Annotated in this window: 15 protein-coding genes; 2 read left to right on the top strand and 13 right to left on the bottom strand. The window is 60.9% G+C overall.

The window, feature by feature from the left end:
• Nucleotides 1-29 precede the first annotated feature (29 nt).
• Nucleotides 30-1,325: an FAD-binding oxidoreductase gene (locus tag GVK95_RS20700; protein WP_159952586.1), complete on the bottom strand. Its 1,296-nt coding sequence runs from the start codon at nt 1,323-1,325 to the stop codon at nt 30-32.
• Nucleotides 1,326-1,511: 186 nt separating this feature from the next.
• Here GVK95_RS20700 and GVK95_RS20705 point away from each other — a divergent pair, with 186 nt between their 5' ends.
• Nucleotides 1,512-2,408, top strand: a complete 897-nt coding sequence (locus GVK95_RS20705; RefSeq protein WP_159952587.1) for a LysR family transcriptional regulator — start codon at nt 1,512-1,514, stop codon at nt 2,406-2,408.
• Between the two features lie 21 nt (nt 2,409-2,429).
• Here GVK95_RS20705 and GVK95_RS20710 read toward each other — a convergent pair whose 3' ends face one another.
• From GVK95_RS20710 to epmA, 10 genes are all read right to left on the bottom strand, one after another.
• Nucleotides 2,430-2,846: a DUF3307 domain-containing protein gene (locus GVK95_RS20710; RefSeq protein ID WP_159952588.1), complete on the bottom strand. Its 417-nt coding sequence runs from the start codon at nt 2,844-2,846 to the stop codon at nt 2,430-2,432.
• Nucleotides 2,847-3,018: 172 nt separating this feature from the next.
• Nucleotides 3,019-5,946 (bottom strand): aminotransferase, encoded by a 2,928-nt coding sequence (locus GVK95_RS20715; RefSeq protein WP_159952589.1) that lies wholly within the window; start codon nt 5,944-5,946, stop codon nt 3,019-3,021.
• 157 nt (nt 5,947-6,103) lie between these two features.
• On the bottom strand, nt 6,104-6,988 hold the full coding sequence (purU, locus tag GVK95_RS20720; protein WP_159952590.1) for a formyltetrahydrofolate deformylase: 885 nt from the start codon (nt 6,986-6,988) through the stop codon (nt 6,104-6,106).
• 204 nt (nt 6,989-7,192) lie between these two features.
• Entirely contained in the window at nt 7,193-9,667 is a 2,475-nt protein-coding gene (locus GVK95_RS20725; protein WP_159952591.1) for a glycoside hydrolase family 2 protein, read from the bottom strand.
• A 10-nt stretch (nt 9,668-9,677) separates the two neighbouring features.
• Nucleotides 9,678-10,643 carry a DUF1839 family protein gene (locus tag GVK95_RS20730; protein ID WP_159952592.1) on the bottom strand — a complete coding sequence of 322 codons (966 nt, stop codon included), beginning with the start codon at nt 10,641-10,643 and terminating at the stop codon, nt 9,678-9,680.
• A gap of 7 nt (nt 10,644-10,650) precedes the next feature.
• Nucleotides 10,651-11,559 carry an amino acid--[acyl-carrier-protein] ligase gene (locus GVK95_RS20735; protein WP_159952593.1) on the bottom strand — a complete coding sequence of 303 codons (909 nt, stop codon included), beginning with the start codon at nt 11,557-11,559 and terminating at the stop codon, nt 10,651-10,653.
• 5 nt (nt 11,560-11,564) lie between these two features.
• On the bottom strand, nt 11,565-12,746 hold the full coding sequence (locus GVK95_RS20740) for an acyl-CoA dehydrogenase family protein (RefSeq protein WP_159952594.1): 1,182 nt from the start codon (nt 12,744-12,746) through the stop codon (nt 11,565-11,567).
• The gene (locus GVK95_RS20745; protein WP_159952595.1) at nt 12,746-12,997 is read right to left on the bottom strand and encodes an acyl carrier protein; all 252 of its coding nucleotides are present in this window, start codon (nt 12,995-12,997) and stop codon (nt 12,746-12,748) included. The genes GVK95_RS20740 and GVK95_RS20745 overlap by 1 nt, the downstream gene beginning before the upstream one ends.
• Before the next feature lie 155 nt (nt 12,998-13,152).
• Nucleotides 13,153-14,199 carry a lysine-2,3-aminomutase-like protein gene (locus GVK95_RS20750; protein WP_159952596.1) on the bottom strand — a complete coding sequence of 349 codons (1,047 nt, stop codon included), beginning with the start codon at nt 14,197-14,199 and terminating at the stop codon, nt 13,153-13,155.
• Nucleotides 14,192-15,259, bottom strand: a complete 1,068-nt coding sequence (gene epmA, locus GVK95_RS20755; protein ID WP_159952597.1) for an EF-P lysine aminoacylase EpmA — start codon at nt 15,257-15,259, stop codon at nt 14,192-14,194. The genes GVK95_RS20750 and epmA overlap by 8 nt, the downstream gene beginning before the upstream one ends.
• Before the next feature lie 141 nt (nt 15,260-15,400).
• On the opposite strand from epmA, the gene efp reads away from it, so the two are divergent.
• The gene (gene efp, locus GVK95_RS20760; protein ID WP_159952598.1) at nt 15,401-15,970 is read left to right on the top strand and encodes an elongation factor P; all 570 of its coding nucleotides are present in this window, start codon (nt 15,401-15,403) and stop codon (nt 15,968-15,970) included.
• A 60-nt stretch (nt 15,971-16,030) separates the two neighbouring features.
• Here efp and GVK95_RS20765 read toward each other — a convergent pair whose 3' ends face one another.
• Together GVK95_RS20765 and GVK95_RS20770 are read right to left on the bottom strand one after the other, a co-directional pair.
• The gene (locus GVK95_RS20765) at nt 16,031-17,515 is read right to left on the bottom strand and encodes an NAD-dependent succinate-semialdehyde dehydrogenase (RefSeq protein WP_159952599.1); all 1,485 of its coding nucleotides are present in this window, start codon (nt 17,513-17,515) and stop codon (nt 16,031-16,033) included.
• Entirely contained in the window at nt 17,512-18,798 is a 1,287-nt protein-coding gene (locus GVK95_RS20770; protein ID WP_159952600.1) for a 4-aminobutyrate--2-oxoglutarate transaminase, read from the bottom strand. The genes GVK95_RS20765 and GVK95_RS20770 overlap by 4 nt, the downstream gene beginning before the upstream one ends.
• Between the last annotated feature and the right edge of the window lie 115 nt (nt 18,799-18,913).

The following is an 18,913-nucleotide window of genomic DNA, read 5'->3' on the forward strand; positions in this document are numbered from 1 at the left end:
TCCGTCAGGTCTTTTCAGATCGAGTGAGTTCAAAATCGTGCGCCGGCCAGATGCGCCACCTGGGCGCCGGCTTCGTACCATGCTTCCTTCAGGGTGCGGAAGGCAGGCGCTTGCGGATCGGTCAGGGGCAGCGGCAATTGCTCTTCGCTGATCTGGCCGAGAATGTGGCCTGCCAGCGTTTTGCCGAAGACTGTCCCGGGCGCGATGCCGCGGCCGTTGTAGCCGGAAAATCCGATGACGCCGGGAGCGAATTTGTGGAAACGCGGCAGGGCGTTGCTGGTCATGCCGATCTTGCCATACCATTCGCATTCAAAGGCGATGTCGCCGATTTGCGGGAAAATCGACTTCAAAGCGCGGTGGGCCCAGGATTTATGCACGGTCAGTCCGCTGCCGCGCAAGGCGCCGACACTGCCGAAGACCAGTCGTCCGGCCTGATCCATGCGAAACGAGGACAGGATGTCCTTGGTGTCCCAGCAGCCCTGGCGCTCGGCAAGAATTGTCTTGCGCAGGTTGTCGCTGAGCGGAACGGTGGCGAAATTGAAATAGGGCAGGTGGACCTGCTCTTCGCGCACGGCCTTGAACGGCCCTTCGCTGTAGGCATCGGTCGCAACGATCACCCATTGCGCCGTGACACTGCCGTCGGCGGTTGCGACGCGCCAGCCATTGCCGTGTGTGTCACTACGGCGGTCGCAGCCCGTGACGGGGCTCGACGTGTGCAGCGTGGCGCCCGCTTTCATGGCGGCAGTTGCCAGGCCGCGGGCATAGGCGAGGGGTTGCAAGGTGCCTGCCCGTTTGTCGAGCAGTGAACCGGCATAAACGCCGGTGCCGATCTTGCGTTCCGTTTCGCCAGCACTCAGCAGTTCCACCGGCGCGCCGCGACGCTGCCACTGTTCGGCACGTGCCTCGATTTCCTTTTGGCCTGTGGCGCCAACGGAACAATGCAGGGTGCCTGCGCGCTCCAACTCGCAGGCAATGCCATGCCGGTCGATAATGTCCATCACGGCGGCGGGACCATTTCCCAGCAGATCCAGCAGGCGCTCGCCATGGATTGCGCCAAGTTCGCCGGGCAGATCGTCGGGCATGACCCACATGCCGGCATTGATCAATCCGACATTGCGACCCGCACCGCCGAAACCGATCTCCTTGCCTTCAAGCAGGATGACGCTGGTGCCGCTTTCAGCGAGATGCAGCGCGGCAGACAGGCCGGTATAGCCGCCGCCGACGATGACCACGTCGGCCTTGTGCTCGCCCACCAGCTTTGTCGTCTTCGGGGCGGCGGGAGCGGTCTTTTCCCAAAGACCGTGGGATCGCGGATCATTCAGCATGGCGGGCCTTGGGGTCAGCAGGTGTGGTGTCGGTCTCAGGCAGAAAGCAGGGTCGAAAATGTCGAGATCCGCCTGCGGATTCTTGGTGACATCATTCCGATCCGTACAGTCTTGAGATATCTAGAAGAGGAAACTAACGCGTTCCAGCGATAATTACTCAAGAGATCATTCCTAAAAGGCATAACCATGCTGTCGCCCCGGCGCTTTCTTCCGTCTTTGTCATTGCTTACGGCGTTCGAGGCCGCCGCCCGTACCGGCAGTATCACGGCGGCGGCGCGCGAGCTCGACCTCACCCAGAGTGCGGTCAGCCGTCAGATCAAGGCGCTGGAAAACCAGATCGGCGTCGAACTCTTTCTGCGCGAACGCCAGACCATACGATTGACGATGGCTGGCGAGAGTTATGCGCGCGAGATCCGCGAGGCGCTGCGGCGCATTTCCAGCGCTTCGCTGAACCTGCGCGCCAATCCAAACGGAGGCACGCTGAACCTGGCGATTCTGCCGACCTTCGGCGCGCGCTGGCTTGCTCCGCGCCTCGGACAGTTCCTGGCTGCCCATCCGGGCATCACGATCAATCTGGTCACGCGGTTATCGCCGTTCGACTTCCGGCTGGATTCGATCGATGCGGCCATTCATTTCGGCGATCCGGCCTGGCCGGGCGCTGAACTGACGTTTCTGATGCAGGAAAAGACCTTGCCGGCCTGCAGTCCGCAATTCCGGCAAGCACATGGCATTGCCGAGCCGGCGGATCTTTTGTCGGTGCCGTTGTTGCATCTGACCACCCGGCCGGATGCGTGGGAGCGCTGGTTCACCGAAAACGGCGTCGGTTTCGACAGTGTGCATGGCATGCTGTTCGATCAGTTCGCAACCGCCTCGCAGGCAGCGATCGGCGGACTGGGCGTTGCACTTTTGCCGACATTCCTGATCCAGGAGGAGTTGAAGCGCGGAGAACTGGTGGCGGCGGTGGACCGCCCGATGCAGAGTGCCCAACGCTACTATCTCGCGTTTCCGCGGGAACGGGCGGCGTATCCGCCACTGGTCACGTTCCGCGAGTGGATTGTGCGGGAACTGGCCGGCACGCAATAGAGGCGCAATAGAGCGAGGGCTTTATGCGGCCAGGCTCGCGGTCTTCGCGGTAGCAAGCAAGAGGGCGAAGCCCAGATGGGTCAGATGATGCAGCGTCTGGTCGATGCCGAGCAGCCACCAGAAACAGGAGCGGTCAGGCGTCATGGTCATGTGCAGCTGGATCCGGGCCTTGCCGCGATCGATCAGGCCGTGAATGACGATATCGACAAGGGCAAGCCAGGCGAGGCCGGGCGCGATTGCCAGCGTGATCAGCAGTGTTGCCAGCCCATGGATCGCGACGTGAATCGCCAGCGGCAAAACCCAGTCTTGCGAGCGTTCCTTGCCTTTGGCCATCCAGGCCGTCTGCAGCAGAAAGTCAGCCACCCATTGTTTGACGAGGAACAGGACGAGGCCCCAGATCATCCAGTGGGTCGATATTTGCTCGGGCAGGGTGGGCATGCTGTGTCTTTCGCCATGTCGGTCGGAGATGACGATAGACCACAGTTTCAAGCGATGTGAAGATCGCTTTTCGTTTCGTCTGGTTCTAGCTTTTCGCTTTGTTTCGCCGACCAGTGCATTTCGCTGACCGGCGTTAGCTGGTTGGAAGCATTTGTTGGACTGTCTTGCCGGCTCACCAGCCCTCGGAAAGCACTTTTTCCAGCATGTCTGCGAAGAAGTCGGCGCTTTCAGCCGTGAGGCAAAGAGGCGGCTTTATTTTCAGAACGTTAAGATGGTCGCCTGTGGGTTGCATGATGACGCCCAGGTTCAGCAACCTGTCGCATATGTTCGCTGTTTCGTCGGTCGCCGGTTCGAGCGTTTCGCGATCGCGGACAAATTCGAGGCCGAGATAAAGGCCCATACCGTGGACGGCGCCGACAAGGGGGAAGCGCTGGCCAAGTGCCTCCAGCCGTCGCTTCAGATGGTCGCCTACGTCGCGGGCATTTTGCTGCAGCTTTTCGTCGGCCATGATGTCGAGAACGGTCATGCCGACGACGCAACTGACCGGACTGCCACCCGACGAGGAGAAGAAATAGCCTTCCTTCTCCAGGCTGTCGGCAATCTCGCGCCGGGTGATGACCGCGCCGAGTGGCTGGCCGTTTCCCATGCCCTTGGCGGTCGTGATGATGTCCGGAACGACGCCCTGCTGTTCGAAACCCCAGAAATGATGACCCAGGCGGCCATAGCCGACCTGCACCTCGTCGGCGATGCATAGGCCACCGCGTTCACGGATGCTGGCATAGACCTGCCGGAGATAGCCGGCAGGTAGCGGAATGCCGCCAGCATTGCCATAGACGCTTTCTGCGATGAAACCGGCGAGACCCTGACCGCTTTCCCCGATTTCAGCGAGTTTCTCTTCTACCGCCGTCACATAGCCTTCCGTTGCGTTCTCGCCACGGAATTTGCCGCGATATGTGTTGGGCGAGAGCACCGGATGTACCCAGCCTGGACGGGTTTCCAGGGCGCGTGGGTTATCAGCAATCGACGTCGAGACGGCGTCGCTGGCGACTGTCCAGCCGTGATAGGCTTCCAGAAGACTGACGATGTTGCGGTGGCCGCTATACGCCCAGGCCAGCCGGAGGGCCAGATCCACGGCTTCGGAACCGCTGTTGACCAGGAAGACGGTGTCCAGACCATCGGGCGCGAGCGCGGCAAGGCGATCGGAAAATTCGGCAACAGCCGCATAGTGGAAACGGGAATTGGTGTTGAGCATCGACCATTGCCGGCCGGCGGCTGCGGCAAGCTTCGGGTGACCATGACCGAGAATGGTGACGTTGTTGACCATGTCCAGATAGGACCTGCCCTTTACGTCGAACATATGCTCCTTCCAGCCACGTTCGATCTGTGGCGGCTCGGCATAGTAGTTCTTCTGCGGCTTGGCGAAGCTTTTCTGCCGGCGCACGAGCAAGGTCTCGCTTTGCAGGTCGGGCGCATCGACCCCAACGCCCAGCATCAGGGAGGGTGATGGGCAGATCTTGCGCCAGACGTCGCTCTGGTGCGGTTTGGCAAACAGCGGCGGAACAAGGTCGGGGTCGCGGCAGAGTTGGATGCGCAGTCCGCCGATGCCGCCCTCAGCCCCTGCAACGACACCGATGCTGTCGCCGGCGTTTACAGCCGTGCCGTCGTCCAGGGCGCAGTCGATGCCATCGAGATGCAGGGATACGTTCTGGCTCGACAGAATGAGATGGTGGCCGTCGCGAATGATCGTCGCATCGAAAGGGGCGACTGCTTCGGTCGCAGCCGGCAGGCAGATGTCGATGTGAAGCGCGAAGGTCGCCGGCGCTGTGGCAGACAGGGTGCGGGTATAGGAGAGGCGATACTCGCCGTAACGTGTCGAGGCTATGCCAGTCTCAGCGGCGGCGCGGGCCAACAGTTTCCAGTCGATCTCCTGATCGGCCCAGTTGTCGCGCACGAGATCGGGGCTTGTCACGCTGAGGTCGGTCAGGCGCATCTGGTCAGGGGTGATGCCCGGCAGCAGCGGATGTGCAAAGACGAGTTCGGGGCCGGTCAATTCGAAACCGGCTGCCTTGAGGATAGCCGTTTCCATCAATGAGAACGGGGCGGAGGTCGCGACCTCGAACATTTCCCGTTCATGGGCCGCATTGCCGATCACATAGTCATTGTCGGGATCGATGGCCAGTTGCTGCTCGGTGCTGGCGACGAGAACGCCGGACCGTGCGACAATCAACGGCCAGAGCGCCATCAACTCTTCCTTGGTCAGGGGGTAGCGCTCCTGAAAGGCCGTGACGGCAGGGAGAATGTAGAAGGGATCGCCATCGGCATGATGCAGAAGGGCCGTGCAGGTCACGGCGAGGTCCGCGACCAGCCAGCCGTTGAGGATGTCGCCAAAATCGATGACGCCATCGGGGATCAGGCGACCATTGGCATTGCGGCGCGTGACCACATTGTCGTCGGTGATGTCGTGGTGGATGGGCTGGATGCGCAGGCTGGCTGCCAGTGGCTGGATATGCTTGACCGCAAGGATCATCGCCTTGGCAATCTGATCGCGGCGCTGGTGGTCGGTCACCGATTTCAGCAGATGCAGGGCGACAGGGCCGGCCCGCCGCAGATCCCATTGCAGATCGCGATCGAGGCCCGGATGCGAAAAATCTCGCAATCCGAGTGCAACGGAGGCCGCGACATCGCCGAATGCCGCGACGACTTCCGGCGCCAAGTGCTTGTGGCGGGTGAGGGGTTCGCCATCGAGATAGGTCAGCACGCGGGCGCGGTAGTCCTCCCCGTTGACCTCCACGGAGAGGATTTCCTCGCCGGTGAGTGCCGGTATCAACTCGGGAACGCGCAGATCGAGACCGCATTGGGCCAGATGGCGCATGGCTTCATTCTGCGCCTCAAGCTCGTCGCCTGCATATTCCGCGCGGCAAATCTTGAGGACGAAGCGCTCAGGACCGGTATCGATCAGATAGTTGCGGTCCTGCTGGCTGCCCAATTCGCGGATCGGGCCGTTGAAGCCATAGATATCGCTCAGGATTCGGGTCGCATCCGCTTCCGAAAAATTCGGACGCGGAAGCTCTGCACGCTGGAAGAGAGCGGAATCGGCCATGCTTGTTTTCCCTCGGAATCACAATCGAGAGATTAGCAGAGAGCGTGCCTGCGTCTATCCCGCTCATTGAGGCTGCCGTCCGTGGCTGCATGTGCTGGATATGAGCACGATCGGCAAGGCGGCAGAGGCACATTGGCCCCTGCCTGGATAGCGTGCCTCAGCCCATGCGCTCGGAAGCATAGGAGCCCGGGCTTGCCGGGAAGACGACGGTGCGGTTGCCGTTGATGAAGGTGCGGTGATGGATATGGGCGTGAATGGCGCGTGCCAGAACCTGGCTTTCGACGTCGCGGCCAATCGAGACATAATCTTCCGAGGACTGGGCATGGGTAATGCGGGCAACGTCCTGCTCGATGATCGGACCTTCGTCGAGATCGGCGGTGACGTAATGAGCCGTGGCCCCGATCAGCTTCACGCCGCGTTCGAATGCCTGCTTGTAGGGGTTCGCACCCTTGAAGCTCGGCAGGAAGGAGTGGTGGATGTTGATGATCCTGCCGGACATCTTCTGGCACATCTGGTCGGACAGGATCTGCATGTAGCGGGCCAGCACGATCAATTCGGTGCCGCTCTGCTCGACGATGGCCATGATGCGGGCTTCGGCTTCCGGCTTGTTGGCCTTGGTCACCGGAATGTGGTGAAACGGAATGTCGTGATTGACCACCACTTTTTGATAGTCGAAATGGTTGGAGACGACGCCGACGATCTCGATCGGCAGGGCGCCGATCTTCCAGCGGTAGAGCAGGTCGTTGAGACAATGGCCGAAGCGCGAGACCATCAGCATGACCTTCACGCGATGCGTGCTGTCATGCATCTCGGCGGTCATGCCGAATTTCTCGGCGATAGGCGCAAAACCCTGGTCGAGTTCGGCACGGCTGGTGCCTTCTTCCGAGATGAAGGAGACGCGCATGAAAAACATGCCGGTTTCAAGATCATCGAACTGCGATGAATCGACGATGTTGCAGCCTTTGCCGGCTAGATAGCCGGAAATCGCGGCGACAATCCCGCGCGTCGACTGGCAGGAAACGGTCAATACATGGCTCGTCATAGGCTCTCTTCTCCTGGACCCGGGCTGCGCCGTGTTGTCTATCGCAGTTGTGTCACACCGGAAAGGTCCGGTGGATCGCATCTGGCACGTGTCTTCCCGCCTCGATGTCGCAAGCTTATGCGAGGCGAAGGAAAATTCCGTTCCCGTTGCGTCTTCGGCAAGCGCATCCCCGTCGTTGTTTGACGTGGACCTGCTGAGACCCGGTCAGGAGAAGTGGTACAGGTTACCGCTGCCGAGTTGGCTGATCGTGCCGCTTGGTGCTGTTGCCGGGTCGGCACCGTCTCTTGGCAAAAGCTTAAGCCGACGCGTCATGCCGGGCGCGAGGTGGAACCAGTCATCCTCGGCACGATGGTGTTCCAGGGCCAGATGAAGCGATTGAGCTAGAACGCCAGAGGACAATTCCAGCAGCCATGTGCCGTTTTCCTGCAGCAGCCTGTGTTCGAAGTTTGCGGCATGCAGGGCGGCAGTCCTGCCCAGCGGGAAATGGAAAGCCTCTGCCAACAGGGCGCCGCTTGCGGAATGAAGCCGGGCCACTGTCACGTCATGCGATGGCGGGCCAAAGCGGAAGGCATAGGTGGTGTCGAAGAAGGCACCGAAAAGATCGGTTGCCGGAATGCGCTGATTGCTGCGCGCTGCCAGTGTCAGGTCGCGCCTGCCGCTGACGACGGCTTGCCGTCCGTCGCGCAGGCACACGAGTTCCAGTGTGACGGGTTCGTCCTGCCCGCTTTCGTTGATGACATGCACATCGAGACCATTGGTGCCTTCGTCCGTCAGCGTCACCTGTAGCGGACGGAAGGCGCGCTTCAGGGCGTACCAAACGGATTTTGGCTCGCCGGTCGAATCGATCACGCCCCAGCCCGGCCCGGCAGCGAGATCCTGAAAAGTCCATGTGAGTGCGCCGCGGCAAGACGATGATGCCCGGCGCCATTCGGCATAGGTTTCGGTCACGACTTCGGCGGTCACCGCGCGCGAGAAATTCAGATAGCGGCCGCCATCCTCACGGCGCAGGCGTGCCGGATCGAAGCCGTAGAGATCCTGGAGATAGTGGTCGCGGACATCTTCGAAATCCCAGGATGCACCGCGATCGCGGGGCACGCGGGCCTTCCAGCGCGGATCGTGAACAGGTGAGACCGGCAGATGGCTGTCGAGGGTACGCTGTTGCGGGACATGGGCGAAGGCAAGGCTTTCGGCGGCGAAACGGACCTCGGCACGGCGCGCGTCTTCCAAAGGTCTCTGATAGGCGCCGACGCCGTAATAGTGGGTGACGCCTTCATTCGGCGAAAAAGGCATGGCACCGCCACAGGGCGAATTGGCGACATAGGCGGTGTCCGGTCTGAGCGTAGCTGTCAGGATTGCCAGCGTCTCGTTGAAGAGGTCGCCGCTCCAGATCCGCTCGGGAAGGCCGAGCATGGCGCCCTGCTGGAAGACTTCGCTACCGCCGCAGACGACGGCCAACGATGGATGTCCCTGAAGGCCTTCCAGCAACTGCTTGACCTCCCGCTCGACATGGGCCGAAAAAGTCTCGTCTGCGGCCGGATAGTCATAATTGGCGAACATCAGGTCCTGCCAGACCATGATGCCGAGCTGGTCGCAGAGGCGGAAAAAATCGGCGCTCTCGTAGGTCATGGTGCCGCCAATGCGGATCATGTTCATGTTCGCTTCGGCCGCCTTCATCAGCCAGGGTGCGTAGGCTTCCGCCGTGCCCGGCAGGCGCAGGATATCGGCATTGGTCCAGACTGCGCCACGGCAGAAGACAGACTGACCGTTGACCTTCAAGCCGAAGCCCTTGCCGTCTGCTCCTCTGTCGATCTCGATGCGGCGAAAGCCGACCAGACCGAGGGAATGGGGCTTGCCATCGATGAGCAGGCGAAGATCGTGCATGGCCGGGCGGCCATGGGTTCGCGGCCACCAGGCGTCGACATTCGGGATCCGCAGAGCGGCGGTCATCGAGCCGTCGGCAGACACGGCGAGTTCAATACGCTTGCCACAGCACTCGATGGTGGCCTTTTCAGCCGCTCCCTGCAGACGGAAACTGGTGGTCAACAGACCGCTGCCGTCGGTGTCGAGATCGGCATTGATGCGCAGGTCGGAGATCTCTCTTTCGCCGGTTCGGATCAGCGCAATCGGCCGGAAGGGACCGACGGGTTGGACCTCCGGGCACCAGCCCGGCATATGTCCCAGCACTGTCGTCCGGGTCAGTCGCAGCCCCTGATGGTCCATCATCTGCGGGCGCCAGCGGGCGCGAGGCCCACGTTTGTCGAGATGCGGGGTCAGAGCGCGAAAGCAGATCGCCAGATCATCGCGGCCGGTGATCTCAAAGGCGAGATCATTGGCTTCAAACATGCTCTCCGAGGAGAGTTTAAGCTCACCATTCAGGTAGACTTCGGCAATGGTTGCCAAGCCTTCGAAACGAAGGATCGCCGGCCCCGGCGCTTCGCCTTCGAGCGAGCGGAAGTACCAGGCATCCTTGTCATGCAGGGCGTGCGGACGTTCCCGATCGAACAGACCGGCATCGGCCAGGGCGCCAGCGACGGTTCCCGGAACCGGGGCGGCAATGCGGGCGGCGGGACGGTGGATCGTTGTCGGATCGGCATGGCGGCCGGCTTCGGTGACGAGCAGTGTCCAGCCCATTTCCAGCGGGCGGATATCCGCTCCCAGATAGATCGTGCCCGCCGCCATATCTTACCCCTCAGCCGAGCCTTGCGCCCAGATCATCCATCAGCCGATCCCATGCTGCAATCGCAGGGTCAAGGGCTGTCGCCAGCGGTTCGAACTTCTTGCGGGCAATGGCGCGGGCAAGCTGGAACTGCGCCGTCTTGGCGCATTCGCTGATCTTCAGCGCCTCGACGATCGACGCTTCGTAACCGGCGTCGTCCAGCCATACCAGATGGCTGGCAAGCAGTTCGAAATTGGCACCGAACTGCCGCAGTGTGTTGAAGGCGTATTTGTGGAAATAGCCGAAGGGCTTTTCGGCAACGACCTCGACCTGTCTCGGGAAGACTGCAGCAAAGGCCGCAATCGGATTGGCATCCGGCCGACGCATGAAGTGGCGTTTCAGCAAGCGGCTTGCGACCTCGCGCTGATGGGCATTCGAGGTTGCCTGCCTGGGGAACTTGGCGAATTCGGTGTAGGGCAGGAATGGCAAAGCTCCTTCCGGCAGATCGTGCTGGAAGACACCGTCGAAATCGTCGCCTTGCAGACGGAAAAAGCCGCCATTGTGGAAGTAGTCCATCACCCGGGCTGCAAGATCCAGACGGTTGATACCGACAGTCGTCTTGCCATGCTCGTTGCGATAGCCGACCCCTTGCGTGTCGGGCATGAAATAGCTGTCCATCTCGACGAGGCAGAGACGGCCGCGACCGATCTGTTCGGCAACGTGGCTCTCGACGCTGTCGAAGATGGCAAGCTCGGTGACGCGGATGTCGTAGAGCTCCTCGAGGTCTTCCAGCGGCACCTTGAAAAAGGTGAACTGGTCGCCCTCGAAGTCCTGCGTCAGCGTGAAGCCAAGCATCGCTTCCGGTGCAAGCCCTTGCGAGGCGAGCACTTCGATCCATAGGTCGACGTAGCAATTGGTTTCCGGCCACATGCGCTCGCTGGAATGGAGCGCATGTCGTGCATAATTTGCCGGATCCAGTCCGGGAAAGACGGCTATCATCGATGGATCAGCCCCAGAGCGCCTTGCGGACGTTTTCCGGCCATTGATCCGTGTCCAGGCCATGTGCCGCGAAGAGTGCCAATGCGATTCGCTCCAGACCAAAACCAACGCAGGCGGTATGGGCAACCGAGCCGTCGGCGAGGTTGAGACCCCATTTCGTGCCGAACGCGTCCTGATGATAGTTGAAGCTCATGCAGGCGGTCTTGTTGGTTTGCGAGGTGACGGGGATCAGCAGTTCGAACTTCAGGTTCTGGTCGCGCTGGTTGTTGGCGAGCAGGCGACCGGCGCGACCGAAGAACGGGTCGTTGGCCACGTCCAGTTCGACGTCCAGGCCGACAGCCTTCATCATCTCGACGCCTCGATCCATCCAGGTCTGGCGGAAGGTGGTGACATGGGCTTCCGTGCCCATGCAGACATATTCGCGCATGCGAAACAACTGCTGGCGGGCGGGATCCTTGGACGGCTCATGGCGGAAGCAGTAGGACTGCAGGTCGTAGAGGCCGCCTTCTGCCGGGAGCGGACCGCGCTTGGCAACCGTCGGATAAAGCGGATAGCAGGCGGCAGGGGTCAGTGCGATGTCGGTCGCCTTCTGATCCTTGGCCCAGTCCTTGCCCTCTTCCATGCACTGGAGCAGGCTCAGGTGGTCATGGTCGTTGCCGCAGAATGAATGCACGGTGCCGGCGAGCTGCGGGAAGCTCTTCATGTAGCCGCTTTTTTCGAAATAGGCGCGGTTCATGCCTGGCGGGAAGCGGATGGCCTCGGCGCCGTCGGCGCCGCCGAATGTGTCGATCAGGCGCTCGAAGGCGGCGATCACGTCTTCAAATCGGCCGCTGCGGCCGTAGAGCCCGTCAACACCCGTCTCGATCAGAAGGCCGCTCTCGAAGAGGCGGTCCAGAAAGCTTACCTGCATATCCATATCCGTTACCCCAAAAGTCCGGTTTCTTGTTTGTGGACGAGAAGCATCGTCGACGTATTGCCGAGGATGCGGTCGTTGGAAATCATCAGTTCTGCCGAATGGGCATCGCGCAGATGGCGGCCGAGGCTGAACGGCGTGCCGTTCTTGTAGCCCATGATGCCGCAGATCCTGAGCGCCTGGTGAATGACCGGCAGGATCATCTCCGACGAGGCGATCTTGACGTTGTTCATCGCAACGGCGAAGCCCATCGAGGACAGCCGGTCCGGATCACTCAGCGCCTGTTCATAGTTGCCCAGGCCAGCTTTGATGTTCGAGCGAATGACCTGCAACTGGCTCGACATTTCTGCGAGCTGTACGAGACCTGGAGGTGTTGTGCCGGGCGCCTTGCGGGCGGCGGCGCGGACGAAGGTCTGGGCCTTGGTAAAGGCATCGACGGCGATGCCATACCAGAGCGCGCTCCACAGCAGATGCGAGCTTGCCAGCATCGATTGGGCGGCGATCTCCGCAAAGGGTTTCGGCAGAATCTGTTCTGCCGGTGCCTCGCCCTTGAAGAGGAAGCCGTCGGAGCAGGTGCCGCGCATGCCGAGCGTATCCCAGACATGGGTCTGCTCAAGCGTATACTGGTCTTTCAGAAAGGCCGTCATGACCTGGTCGGTCGGCGGGGCATCCTTGTGGCTGCGCGAGGTAATCAGGATGGCATCGGCATGCTTGCCGTAGGAAATGACGGTTGCATCCTTCTCCAGCCGACAGCGATCGCCATCAACTTCGATCGCGCAAATGGAATTGCGCAGATTTCCGCCGATCCCGCCTTCGGTCGTCGCCGAACCGAGCAGCAGTTGTTCGGTGCAGATCTTCTGCATGAATGTGCGGTGCCATCCGGCGTCCACGCCATGCGAGACGAGGCTGGATACCTTGATCTGGTGCATGGCGAAGATCATCGCACTGGCGGCGCATGACTGGGCGATGATGGTGCAGAGTTCGGCGATCTCGGACGTGCTTCGGCCTTCGCCGCCACAGTCGACCGGGATCTGGATGCCCATCAGCCGCTCGGACTTCAGTGCATCGATGGCTTCGCCTGGAAAGCGTCCCGCCTTGTCGACTTCATCGGCATAGGCGGCGGCAATCGCTGCGACACGCGTGGCGCGAGCCTTGAGACTCTGGTCTGCCACCTTGGCGGAGAGGTCCATCAGGCGACCTTTCTATCCTCGAGGATCGATTGAACCGTGGTCTCGATCGCCGCGATACTGGCGAAGGACTTTCTATTGAGGAGATGGTCGGGGAATTCCATGTCGAAGGATTCTTCGAGGCCGAGCATCAGCTGTACGGAGGCAAAAGAAGAGAGGCCGACGGCGTAGAGGTCTGCATTGTCCGCGATGGTGTCCACGGCGACAGGCAGTCCACCAAGCTTGGCCAGAAGCGTGCGAATGGTCTCGTTCATCTAATTCCTCCATAACGAATGCTCAAATCTATTGAGCGATTTCTTACAGAGGAAAGACGAAGGTTTCGCTAAGTGGTTTAGTAAAATTTGACTTACTTGCCACGGTTGAGCGGCGAAAATGCAGGTCTATCAGCAATACAGCACGTTTGTGGGCGCTAATTCTCTGGATATGCGTGCTCGTCGCCGTGGCGGTCGACGATAGTGTATCGTTCTGGTGCAGTCTCGCTGAGCGCATTTTCACCGACGGACACCTTTCCGAACCCGCCCGGCAGGTCGAGGATGTAATGTGGAATACAGAGGCCGGAAACCTTGGAGCGCAGTTCGCGCATGATCGCCTGGCCTTCCGAGAGTGGCAGGCGAAAATGGCCTGTGCCCGGCGCCATGTCGGGATGATGCAGGTAGTAGGGCTTGATCCGTGTCTCGACAAAGGCGCGCATCAGTTCCGCCAAGGTGTCGGCATTGTTGTTGATACCCTTGAGCAACACGCTCTGGCTGACCATGGTCAGGCCTGCATCGATCAGCCACGCGCAAGCGGCGCGGACCTCTGGGGTCATTTCGCGCGGATGATTGGCGTGCAGCGCGACGTAGACGGTCTTTTCGCTGGCATTCAAAGCGTCGATCAGTTCGGCGGTGACGCGGGCGGGATCGACGGCGGGAACCCGGGTGTGGATGCGGACGATCTTGACGTGTTCGATCGTGGAAAGTGTGCGCATGACATCCCGCAGTCGACGCGGCGAAAGGATCAGCGGGTCACCGCCGGTCAAGATGACCTCCCAGATTTCGGGATGCGACCGGATGTAGTCGAACGCGATGGAAAGCTGCTCAGGCGACATGCTTCCGTCGCCCTGTGGCCCGACCATCTCACGGCGGAAGCAGAAACGGCAATAGACCGGACAGACATGCACCAGCTTGAGCAGCACCCGGTCGGGATAGCGGTGAACGATGCCTTCGACCGGCGAGTGAGTATGGTCGCCGATAGGGTCGGCGCGTTCGCCTGCAGTCTCGATCAGTTCGGCGGGTTGCGGAACATATTGTGCGGCAATCGGGTCATTGGGATCGTTCGGGTTGATCAGACTGGCGACGGTCGGCGTCAGCGCGATGGCATAGCGCGCAGCGACTTCATCGAGCGCATCCGTTGCGCCGGCTGCAACAAGGCCCGCCGCTTTCAGGTCTTCGACACTGCGGAGCGAGGTTTCAATCAAGGTGGGTCTCCGCGACGGGCGCCCAGATGACTTGCTCTATGCGCAAGGCGCCGGTTGCCAGCATGACGAGGCGATCGAAGCCGAGCGCGATGCCACAGGCTTCCGGCATGATGGCCAATGCGTCGAGAAAATCTTCGTCCAGCGGATAGGTTTCGCCGTAAACGCGCTGCTTCTCAAGCATTTCGGCTTCAAAGCGGCGACGCTGTTCGACCGGATCGGTCAATTCGCCAAAGGCATTGGCCAGTTCGACGCCGCAGGCATAGAGCTCGAAACGCTCAGCTACACGCGCATCATCGGCGCAGGGGCGGGCAAGGGCCGCTTCGGCGACCGGATATCGATCGAGAATGGTGGCACGGCCGATGCCGAGCCTGGGTTCGATTTTCTCGACGATCACGCGGCTGAACAGGTCAGCCCAGGTATCGTCATCGGCAATGCGGATGCCAGCGAGGCGCATTTGATCCGCAAGAGCCTGCCGGTTGGTCTCCCCGGCCGTCGATATGGTGGCAAGCAGATCGATGGCGGCATGGCGGGTGAACGCATCGGCGACCGAAAGACGCTCGGGCTCAGCGAAAGGATCGACGCTCATGCCGTTATATGTAAAGCTTGTAGTGCCAGCGGTCTTGGCCGCGAGTGCCAGAAGTTTGCTGCAGTCGGCCATCAGCGCCTCGTAGCTTTCGCCAACGCGGTACCATTCCAGCATGGTGAATTCAGGGTGGTGGCGTGGCCCGCGCTCCCGATTTCGGTAGACATGGGCGAAGCAGGTTATGCGGGTTTCGCCTGCGGCCAGCAACTTCTTGCAGGCAAACTCCGGCGATGTGTGCAGATAGAGAGGTGCGGACGTGCCGTCATTGCCGATCGCGTTTGTCGCGAAAGCATGCAGGTGCGCTTCATTGCCGGGAGAGACCTGCAGCGTGGCCGTGTCGACCTCGATGAAGTCACGGTCGGCAAAATGACTGCGGAAGGCGGCCTGGATCCGATTGCGGCCAAGCAGCAAGGGCCGCCTGTCGGCATGGGCCGAAGGGGTCCACCACGCAGGCGATGAACGGCGACGGTCAGTCATTCCGGTTTCTCGGTCCTTATCTCAACGTGGGCTGGCTATTTTGCCGAATTTAGGTTACGTGCGCCCAAGAAATTCGAAGACGTCACAACGGACGGCGGGTCGTCCTTTACGACGGGTCTATCGCAGATACAAGGAATTCCAATGGTCAAGGTTATCGCCTCTTCCGTCCGCAAGGGCAATGTCATCGACGTCGACGGCAAGCTCTACGTCGTCCTCACGGCGGAAAACTTCCATCCGGGCAAGGGTACGCCTGTGACCCAGGTCAACATGCGCCGCATCGTCGATGGCGTGAAGGTGTCGGAACGCTGGCGCACGACCGAGCAGGTCGAGCGCGCTTTCGTCGAGGACGTCAACCACCAGTTCCTCTATGAGGACGGTGAGGGCTTCCACTTCATGAACCCGGAAAACTACGACCAGATCGTGGTCGACGTGGACACGATGGGCGAGCAGAAGGCCTATCTTCAGGAAGGCATGGTCTGCATCCTGTCCATGTATGAAGGCACAGCACTTGCGCTGCAGCTGCCGCGCCACGTGACGCTCGAAATCACCGAGACCGAGCCGGTCGTCAAGGGCCAGACGGCGTCGTCTTCCTACAAGCCGGCCATGCTGTCGAACGGTATCCGCACCATGGTGCCGCCGCATGTCGACGCCGGCATCCGCGTGGTCATCGCGACCGAAGACAATTCCTACGTCGAGCGTGCCAAGAACTGATTTCGGTTCGGCGAGCCTGAATTGACAAGCCCGGCGTCATCGACGCCGGGCTTCTTCGTTTTAGTTGATGCCGCCGAGGCACATGTACTTGATCTCGGTATAGTCATCGGTGCCGTATTTCGAGCCTTCGCGCCCAAGGCCGGACTGCTTGATGCCGCCGAAGGGGGCTGTCTCGGTGGAGATCAGGCCGGTATTGATGCCGACCATGCCATATTCCAGGGCTTCGGCGACGCGGAAGATCTTGGCCATGTCCTTCGAATAGAAATAGGAGGCAAGGCCGAACTCGGTGGCATTCGCGAGTTCGATGACTTCCTCTTCGGTGTCGAACCTGAACAGCGGTGCGACAGGGCCGAAGGTTTCCTCGGTTGCGACCTTCATGTCGGTCGTGACGCCGGTCAGGATCGTCGGTTCGAAGAAAAGATCACCTGCAGACGAGCTTTTTCCGCCGAGCGCGACCTTGGCACCCTTGGAGACGGCGTCGGCGACGTGTTCCTTGACCTTCTTGATCGCATTGCTGTCGATCAGCGGGCCTGTCGTCACGCCTTCGGCAAAGCCGTCACCGACCTTCAACTGGTTGACCTTCTCCGCGAGCTTGGCGGCAAAGGCATCGTAGACGCCGGATTGCACATAGAGACGGTTGGCGCAAACGCAGGTCTGGCCGGCATTACGGTATTTGGAAATCATCGCGCCTTCGACGGCCGCATCGAGGTCGGCGTCGTCGAAGACGATGAAGGGTGCATTGCCGCCGAGTTCGAGGCCGAGCTTCATGATCTGGTCCGCACCCTGGCGCATCAGGATCCGGCCGACATTGGTCGAGCCGGTGAAGGTCAGCTTGCGGACCTTGTCGTTGGCGCAGAATTCCTGGCCGACCATGGCCGCATCCGTCGAGGTGAGGACGGAGAACAGGCCGCCCGGCAGGCCTGCGCGCTCGGCAAGAATGGCGATGGCCAAAGCCGAAAGCGGCGTCTGGGCGGCGGGCTTGGAGACCATGGCGCAGCCGACGGCAAGCGCCGGGGCGACCTTGCGGGCGAGCATCGCGTTGGGGAAGTTCCACGGGGTGATGGCGCCGACGACACCGACGGGCTGCTTGATGACCAGAATGCGCTTGTCGGGCTGGTGGCCGGGGATCACGTCACCATAGACGCGCTTGGCTTCCTCGGCGAACCATTCGACATATGATGCGCCGTAGAGGATCTCGCCTCGGGCTTCCGGCCACGGCTTGCCCATTTCCATGGTCAGGATGGTGGCAAGGTCATCGGCATTGGCGACCATCAGGTCGTTGAGCTTCTTGAGGACGGTGGCGCGTTCCTTGCCGGTCTTCTTTGCCCACGCCTTCTGGGCGCTATGGGCGGCATCAATGGCCTTCACCACCTCGGCCTTGCCGAGATTGGGCAGCGTGGCGACGATTTCGCCGGTTGCCGGGTTCGTGACGTCAAAGGTCTTGCCGTCGGATGCCTTGGCGACCCATTCGGCGCCGACAAGCGCCTTGTCGGTGACAAGGGTCGTATCTTTCAGTTTCGAGGTCAGCAGGTTCGAAATGGTCATGCCTTTGCCTCCACTGCGACTTCGCGGATCGATGCTTCGATGATGTCGAGAGCTTCGTTGAAGACCTCATCCTGAATGGTGATCGGCGCGAGGAAGCGCACGACGTTGCTGTAAACTCCGCAGGTCAAGAGGATCAGCCCCTTGTCGAGCGCCTTCAGACGAACGGCATTGGTGAAATCGGCGTCCGGCTTGTGCGAATTCGGCAGACCGAACTCGACGGCATTCATGAAGCCGAGGCCGCGGATGTCCATGATCTGCGGAACGTCTCCGCGCAGGCTTTCGAGGCGCTGCTTGAGGCGGCCGCCAAGCTGGTTGGCGCGATCGCAGAGCTTTTCTTCCTCGATGACGTCCAGAACGGCATGGGCAGCCGCGACCGCCAGCGGGTTGCCGGCATAGGTGCCGCCAAGGCCGCCGGGGCCGGGCGCATCCATCAGCTCGGCGCGGCCGGTGACAGCCGAGAGCGGGAAGCCGCCGGCCAGGCTCTTCGCCATCGTGGTCAGGTCCGGAACCACGTCATAGTGGTCCATGGCGAACATCTTGCCAGTCCGCGCAAAACCGGTTTGCACTTCGTCAGCCACCAGCAGGATGCCGTGCTGGTCGCAGATTTCGCGCAATGCCTTCATCAGCGCGCGCGGGACTTCGTAGAAGCCGCCTTCGCCCTGCACCGGTTCCAGAATGATCGCGGCAACGCGCTTTGGATCGACGTCGGCTTTGAACAGCTTGTCGAGCACATCGAGCGAGGTTTCGACATTGATGCCGTGCATCTCAACGGGGAAGGGAACGTGGTAGACGTCGCCCATCATCGGGCCGAAACCGACTTTGTATGGGACCACCTTGCCGGTCAGCGACATGCCGAGGAAGGTACGGCCGTGGAAACCGCCGGTGAAAGCGATCACGGCAGAGCGGCCGGTGGCGCAACGGGCGATCTTGATGGCATTTTCGACAGCTTCGGCGCCGGTGGTGGCGAAGATCGTTTTCTTTTCGAACTTGCCGGGGGTCAGCTCGTTCAGGCGCTCGGCCAGCGCGACGTAGTTTTCGTAAGGCACGACCTGATGGCATGTATGGGTGAAGCGGTCGAGCTGCTTCTTCACCGCGTCGATCACCTTCGGATGGCGATGGCCGGTGTTGAGCACGGCAATGCCGCCAGCGAAATCGATATAGCGATTGCCTTCAACGTCCCAGATTTCCGAATTCTCGGCCTTGTCTGCGTAAATCTGCGTCGTCATGCCGACGCCGCGCGAGATGGCGTCGTTCTTGCGCGCTGAAATTTCGGAATTCTTCATCGTAAAGGTCCTCTCCAGATGGGCCATCGGCGTCGGTTCTTCGGTCCGATCATTGCTCTGGCATATTTCCTACATTTTTTCTGTAGACTTGCAATATGGTTTCCCGCAATTATTA

Source organism: Rhizobium sp. 18065, assembly GCF_902706095.1.
Lineage (GTDB): Bacteria > Pseudomonadota > Alphaproteobacteria > Rhizobiales > Rhizobiaceae > Allorhizobium.